Origin of the sequence: Streptomyces sp. NPDC059900, assembly GCF_050270335.1 — a bacterium.
Classification (GTDB): domain Bacteria; phylum Actinomycetota; class Actinomycetes; order Streptomycetales; family Streptomycetaceae; genus Streptomyces.
Window position 1 is genome coordinate 1 of the sequence record NZ_JBNNJZ010000489.1, and the last position, 6,221, is coordinate 6,221.

9 protein-coding genes are annotated in these 6,221 nt (G+C 67.3%); 2 read left to right on the forward strand and 7 right to left on the reverse strand.

The window, feature by feature from the left end; translation table 11 throughout:
• The first annotated feature begins 124 nt into the window (after positions 1-124).
• Complete coding sequence (locus tag ACQKIP_RS36990) at positions 125-319, forward strand: acyl-CoA carboxylase subunit epsilon (RefSeq protein ID WP_365864836.1); 195 nt, start codon at positions 125-127, stop codon at positions 317-319.
• A gap of 87 nt (positions 320-406) precedes the next feature.
• On the opposite strand, the gene ACQKIP_RS36995 is transcribed toward ACQKIP_RS36990, so the two are convergent.
• Genes ACQKIP_RS36995 through ACQKIP_RS37005 form a run of 3 tightly spaced genes read right to left on the reverse strand, consistent with a single transcriptional unit; the run spans position 407 to position 1,754 of the window.
• A complete protein-coding gene (locus ACQKIP_RS36995) occupies positions 407-661 on the reverse strand; it encodes a DUF397 domain-containing protein (RefSeq protein WP_365864834.1) in 255 nt (84 codons plus the stop codon).
• Positions 658-900, reverse strand: a complete 243-nt coding sequence (locus ACQKIP_RS37000) for a DUF397 domain-containing protein (protein WP_365864850.1) — start codon at positions 898-900, stop codon at positions 658-660. Before ACQKIP_RS37000 ends, ACQKIP_RS36995 begins: the two co-directional genes overlap by 4 nt.
• Positions 900-1,754 carry a helix-turn-helix domain-containing protein gene (locus ACQKIP_RS37005; protein ID WP_365864848.1) on the reverse strand — a complete coding sequence of 285 codons (855 nt, stop codon included), beginning with the start codon at positions 1,752-1,754 and terminating at the stop codon, positions 900-902. The genes ACQKIP_RS37000 and ACQKIP_RS37005 overlap by 1 nt, the downstream gene beginning before the upstream one ends.
• A 173-nt stretch (positions 1,755-1,927) precedes the next feature.
• Between ACQKIP_RS37005 and ACQKIP_RS37010 the strand changes: the two genes are divergently transcribed.
• On the forward strand, positions 1,928-2,353 hold the full coding sequence (locus ACQKIP_RS37010; RefSeq protein ID WP_365864832.1) for an ATP-binding protein: 426 nt from the start codon (positions 1,928-1,930) through the stop codon (positions 2,351-2,353).
• Between the two features lie 620 nt (positions 2,354-2,973).
• On the opposite strand, the gene ACQKIP_RS37015 is transcribed toward ACQKIP_RS37010, so the two are convergent.
• The 4 genes from ACQKIP_RS37015 to ACQKIP_RS37030 form a co-directional block, all read right to left on the reverse strand.
• Positions 2,974-3,558, reverse strand: coding sequence for a GTP-binding protein (locus ACQKIP_RS37015; protein ID WP_190084708.1), 585 nt, complete (start codon positions 3,556-3,558; stop codon positions 2,974-2,976).
• Positions 3,539-4,138 (reverse strand): DUF742 domain-containing protein, encoded by a 600-nt coding sequence (locus tag ACQKIP_RS37020; protein ID WP_365864830.1) that lies wholly within the window; start codon positions 4,136-4,138, stop codon positions 3,539-3,541. Before ACQKIP_RS37020 ends, ACQKIP_RS37015 begins: the two co-directional genes overlap by 20 nt.
• Positions 4,139-4,231: 93 nt before the next feature.
• Positions 4,232-4,645 (reverse strand): roadblock/LC7 domain-containing protein, encoded by a 414-nt coding sequence (locus tag ACQKIP_RS37025; RefSeq protein ID WP_135330751.1) that lies wholly within the window; start codon positions 4,643-4,645, stop codon positions 4,232-4,234.
• 10 nt (positions 4,646-4,655) lie between these two features.
• Positions 4,656-6,221, reverse strand: a 1,566-nt coding sequence (locus ACQKIP_RS37030) for an ATP-binding protein (RefSeq protein ID WP_427745142.1), incomplete at its 5' end; no start/stop codon positions are given.

A 6,221-nucleotide genomic window follows, 5' to 3' on the forward strand; every position in this document is an offset into this window, starting at 1 on the left:
CCACCCGCGAGGTCCTCATCAGCTCCCTGGCGATGCTCGCCAACAAGCACGCAGACCTGCCGTCCCGCAAGCACGGCAACCCCCCGCAGTAATCCTGCAGTAGCCCACAAGGAGAACGCTGCACATGACTAACCCCGACATCCGCGTAGAGAAGGGCCACGCCGAGCCCGAAGAGGTCGCCGCCATCACCGCGATCCTGCTGGCCCGCGCCGCGGCCACCGCACAGAGCCCGACGCCCCGCCGAGGCCGCGACAAGGCCGGCTGGCGCCGTCTTGAGCGCACCCCCGGCTTCCGCGCCCCGCACAGCTGGCAGGGCTGACCGGCGCCCTGAAGCAGCCGGCAAGGCCGACAGGCACCCCGAAGGACCCCGCCCTCGTGCGGGGTCCTTCGGCGTCTGCCCGCGAGGTCAGTCGAACTCTCCGTCAAGCACACCGAGCTTGAACGCGTCCCACTCCTCCGCGGTGAAGCGCAGGACGAGCCCACGTGGGTCTGCGGGGTTGCGCAGGGCCACCGCGCCGTTCCCCAGCGAGGCAATCTCCACAGGGCCCTCCACGGGGCTTCCAGGGGTGCTTGTCCACTGGGCGCGGGAGATGTCGAGCGCGTAGAGCAACGCCTTTTCCCGCTGTGTGACGCGTGTGTTGCTTGCGGTGTCCGTGCTCATATCTGCAGAACCCCGGAGTTGATTCCAGTAATGAATGCGTGCCACGCGGTGGAGTCGAAGACGAGTGTTCCGAACTCCGGATTCTTCGTGTCACGAATCGCCCGCTGATCGGCCGAAAGCTTCGTATGCTCGATGCAGCCGTTCGAGGCGCCGCTGTAGGTGCTCTTGTGCCAGTTCGCTTTCACTGATTCGTCTTCTGTCTCTGTGAACGCGCGACTGGCCGCAGATGTGCGAGACATCACGACCCGCTTTCCTTCATATGGTCAAGGATGTACTGGCGAGACTGGGCGGGAGAGAGTGCCGCGGCCGTCAGGTCATCCCAGGCTTTGGTGTAAACCTGGACGTCAGGTCGCTGCTCCAGCAACGTTCCCCCGGTCATGTGCTCCAACCAGGTCACCTCTATGGGGGGTTCTCCGTGCAGGGTGAAGATCGTGTACGGAGCGTACTGCGCGAGCGGCAATGTGATGTTCAGGGGGAGGATCTGAACGGTGACATTGGCCTGTTTTCCCACTTCGATCAAGTGCTGAAATTGTTGACGGATCAATTCAGTGGGACCAGAAATGCGGTGCAGTGCCGGGGCGTCGATGATGACGCGGAGCCGGAATTCACTGTTCCCGTGGAGCAGATCTTTGCGTCTCATCCTTGTCTTCACAAGGGTTTCGACGCGATCCGCTTCGGCGCCGGCGGTGAATATCTGGCGCATATATGCCTCTGTCTGGAGCAGGCCCGGCAGCACCATCGGCTCATAGGAGCGGATGAGTGAGGAGTCGGCTTCCAGAGTGAGGTAGTCGCGCAGGTCGCCGCTGAGGAAGGGCCCTTGGCCGGACCACCAGTCGACCTTGTGGATGTCTCTGGCCAGTCGCTTCAGATTCGACCGCTGCTGCTCGTCCTGCACTCCGTACAGATTGAGCAAAGTGGTCAGATCGAGCTGCCGGATACCGCGTTTGCCTGTCTCGATCTGACTGATCTTTGGCTGCCCACACTCCAGTGCATCGGCCGCGTCCTGGACTTTGAGGCCGGCATCCGAGCGAAGTCTTCGCAGTTCGGCGCCGAGACGGCGGCTGCGCATGGTGGGCATCTCACTTTGCGGCATGCGCACATGATGTCCCGCGTCTTCCGGCCAGACAACTGTCATCTGGTGCACCCCCTTTGAGGGATGTGAACGCCGAGTAATACTTGCCTAGGTGATAGATGCCTCGACATGATGCGAGTCCAACGTCCTTTGTTCTCGGTTGAGTTGACACCTACAGCGGTGCCGGAGGGGCAATGCCGAACACGTCCGCGGAGGAACTCGTAGTGATCAGCAGATCCTGCGAGGTCCGCATGGAGTACGACCCGCACTGCTTGGAGCAGATACGCCGGATCGTCGGCGCCTGCCTGCGCAGTTGGGGCCTGGAGGCGCTGGTAGACGACTGCGCCTTCGTGGCCACCGAGCTGTGCAGCAATGTGCGGCACTGCACGTGCTCGTCGTTCGAGTTCGCCGTCCGTCGCACGGGCGCCGAGGGTGTGCGCCTTGAGGTGACGGATACCTCCACCGAGCTTCCGGTGGTGCCCACCGAGCCCCCGGACCCGTTCCAGGTCAGTGGGCGTGGACTGTTCCTTGTCGCGGCTCTGTCGGCCGATGTCGGGGTCGAGCCGACGGTCGGCGGCAAGATGGTCTGGGCGGAGCTGAAGGTGCCCGGGTTCGGCTGACGAGGCCGGTGGTGGGGGGTGTGACGTCGGCCGGACGCGATGCGTCGGCCGGCGTCTGCGTCTGTAGACCTGCATGACTCTCCTCTCTTGCGGTCCGGGTGGGTCTCCGGCCGTCTCTTGCGGTCTCCCGGCGGCCGTTCTCGCGCCTGTGTCCGTTGTACCGCCGTGGAGAAGGCGCTTCGCGGCCTGATTGACCGGATAGCGACCCGGGCCCCGTCGCCGTCAGGGGCCGGCGCGGGCGGGGGTGGCACGGCTGTTCCCGGGCCGGCTCCGGGTTCCGCCTGAGTGGGGCAGGCGCATGTGGGGGCTCCGCTTCCTGCTGGGTCCGTCGGAGGAACGAAGGCAGGGGTGGTCGCGCGGACCTGCCATTCCCTTCAGCGAGAGTCTCACCGAAAACATCACAGCGGCAGGCATGTGTTTTGGCCAAAGATGTTACGCAAGGCGACGGTCGAAGCCGTAGGTCCCGCCTCCCGGCAGGTTCCGCCACCCAGCAGGTCCCGCCTCACGGCAGGCTCCGCCACACAACAGGTCCTGCCTCCCGGCAGGTTCCGCCACACAGCAGTTCGCCCCCGCCGGCAGGAGCCGGCGGGGGCGAACTGCTGGACGACGGGGCGGGGCTGTTAGCGCAGCCGCGCCATGAGCGCGTGCTCCACGAGCGTGATCAGCCCGCTCTTCGCGTCGGCACGATGCCGCGCGTCGGTGGTGATGATCGGGGTGTCCGGCCCGATCTGCAGCGCCTCGCGGACCTCGTCCGGCGTGTACGGCTGATGGCCGTCGAAGCCGTTGAGGGCGATGACGAACGGCAGCCCGGAGTTCTCGAAGTAGTCGACGGCGGGGAAGCAGTCGGCGAGCCTCCTCGTGTCGACCAGTACCACCGCGCCGATCGCGCCGCGTACGAGGTCGTCCCACATGAACCAGAAGCGGTCCTGACCGGGCGTACCGAAGAGGTACAGGATCAGGTCCTGGTCCAGGGTGATGCGGCCGAAGTCCATGGCGACGGTCGTCGTCGTCTTGTCCCCGGTGTGGGTGAGGTCGTCGATGCCCGCGGACGCGGACGTCATGACGGCCTCGGTGCGCAGCGGGTTGATCTCAGAGACCGCCCCGACGAACGTGGTCTTGCCCACGCCGAAGCCGCCCGCCACCACGATTTTCGCGGAAGTGGTGGAGCGGGCTGTTGCTCCGCCGCTAGAGCTTGCGAAGTCCACTGAGCACCCTTTCGAGCAGTGTCACGTCTGGCTGGCCGCCGGCGGACTCGTCGCCGCCCGGCTGATGGATGGCGACAAGTCCGGCCTCCGCCAGGTCGGCTACGAGGATCCGGGCGACGCCGAGGGGAATGGAGAGAAGTGCCGAGATCTCAGCGACTGACTTGATCTCGCGGCACAGATTGCAGATCCGCTGATGCTCCGGCAACTGGCCCTGGAGCTGGTGCGGCTGGGCGGTGGTGTGCACCAGCGCCTCGATGGCGAGCTGGTAGCGGGGCCTGGTGCGGCCGCCCGTCATGGCGTACGGACGCACCAGGGGGTTGCTCGCAGCACCCGCGGGCGCCGGTTCAGGGGCGCGTCGCTGTGGTTGCACTGGCTGGATCCTGGGGGTATGAGGCTGCTCGTACGGGCTCTGGCGGGGGCCCGGCTGCTGCGGCTGCTGATAAGGCCTGCGGTGCTGGCTGGGCGCGGAGGGGAAGTTGTACCGGTTCGGCGCCCCTTCGTGCGGCCCCTGACCCTGGCCGTGACCAGGCGACCAGTTGGCCGATGACGAACCGTCCGGGGGTGTTCCTGAACCTGCCACGTACTCCTCCTCCGACTGTGCCGGGCACCATCATTCTGGAGCCGCGTCCCGAAACCTTACGGCCACGGGACGCGAAAACGCACCGTACGTCTACTAGTTGAGAAGGCTCCCCTGCAGCTCCGCGCGCAGGTCGGGGGTGAGTACGGTGCCGGCGCGGTCGACAAGAAGCGCCATTTCGTACCCAATGAGACCGATGTCCGCATCAGGGTGTGCAAGCACGGCCAGGGAAGAGCCGTCGGAGATGGACATAAGGAAGAGGAATCCTCGCTCCATCTCCACAACGGTCTGGGTCACGGAACCGCCCTCGAAGATCCGGGAGGCCCCGGCGGTGAGGGAGGTCAGACCGGATGCGACGGCCGCGAGCTGGTCGGCCCGGTCGCGGGGGAAGCCTTCGGACATCGCCAGAAGGAGTCCGTCGGCGGAGACCACCACCGTGTGGGACACCCCGGGGGTGTTGTCCACGAAGTTCGTGATCAACCAGTTCAGATTCTGCGCCGCCTGGCTCATCGGGCTCACACTAACGCTCCTGGTTGTAGGTGCTGTCAGGGCCGAAGCCCTGGCCATTCGTGGTGTCACTGCCTGCGCTGCGTCCCCGCTGGACGCCGCGGCGCAGGTTGCTCAGCCGACCCCGCACGTCCTCGGGGTCGCGGGAGACCTGAGGGCCGCCCTGTGGGGTCTGTTCCGCCGTGCCCTCGACCAGATTGGCCTTGGGCACCCGCTTCGGGAGACCGGACGGGGTGACCCCACCCGCCTTGGGCTCCTTCAGCGATTCGGCGCGCTGCCAGCGGTCGTCGTTGGACGTACGCCAGCTGCTGTCGTTGTTTCCGAACGCGTCCTGCGCCGGGGCCGCCGGGGCGCTGCCGTTGGTGGCCGCACCGGCGCCGCCGCGGCGCGGAAGACCCGCAGCGGTGGTGTCGTGGACCGCGGACGGAGCCGGCCCGGGACGGTCGAAGCCTACGCGTTCGCCACCGTTCGCGGGAGCCGCCGGACCAGATTCCGGTTCCGGAGAGTACTCGGCCTGATACGCACCCGAGTTGTCGTCGAATCCGTCGCGCGTCGGCCAGTCGTCCTGGTGGGAGCGGTCCGGGTAGGCCGTGAACGGCTCGGACACGGCACCGCCGCGAGCAGCCTGATCGTCCTGACCGGCTTCCGCATAGGGGGCGTCCTGGTAACCGTCCCGCGCCGGGTAGTACGGCTCGTCGTACGCCGGTTGCATGGCCTGTCCCTGGCCGTACTCGTCGTACGCCGGGGACTGCTGTTCGTATGAGGGGTCGTAGCCGCCCTGCTGGTCGAAGCCGGGCTGCCCGTCCATCTCGTCGCGGAAGAGCGGACGCCCGTCGGGGGACTGCGCCTGCGCCTCCAGAGCGGCACGCCGCTCCTCGCGCATCAGCGAGCGGCCCACCGGGTCGAGGTCCGGCGAGTCGGCGGTGTCGCCGTTGTAGCGGCTGTCGTCGAAGCCGAGCTCCGCGGCCGTACGCATCGGCTCGTGGTGGAAGACCGGCTGCTCCGGGGCCTGCTGCTCCGGCATGATCGAGGAGACCGTGAACTCGGACTCGGGCAGCTGGTTCTCGCCGCCGCCACCGCCGTGCGTGATCCCGTCCGGAAGCATGACGAGCGAGGTCGTGCCGGCCTGCTCGCCCGAGGGACGCAGCTGGACGCGGATGCCGTGCCGGTCGGAGAGGCGGCCGACCACGAACAGGCCCATGCGCTGCGAGATCGCGGCGTCCACGGTCGGCGGGTTGGCCAGCTTGTGGTTGATGTCCGCGAAGTCCTCGGCGGTGAGGCCGATGCCCTTGTCGTGGATCTCGACCATGATGCGGCCGTCGGGCAGCCGGGTCGCGGTGACGCGGACCTTGGTCTGCGGCGAGGAGAACGTGGTGGCGTTCTCCAGGAGCTCGGCGAGCAGGTGCACGAGGTCGGTCACGGCCAGGCCGTGGATCTCGGCCTCCGGCACCCCGGAGAGCTCGATGCGCTCGTACTGCTCCACCTCGGAGGAGGCGGCGCGCAGGACGTCGACCAGCGGGACCGGCTGGTCCCAGCGGCGGCCCGGCTCCTCGCCGGAGAGGACCAGGACGTTCTCGCC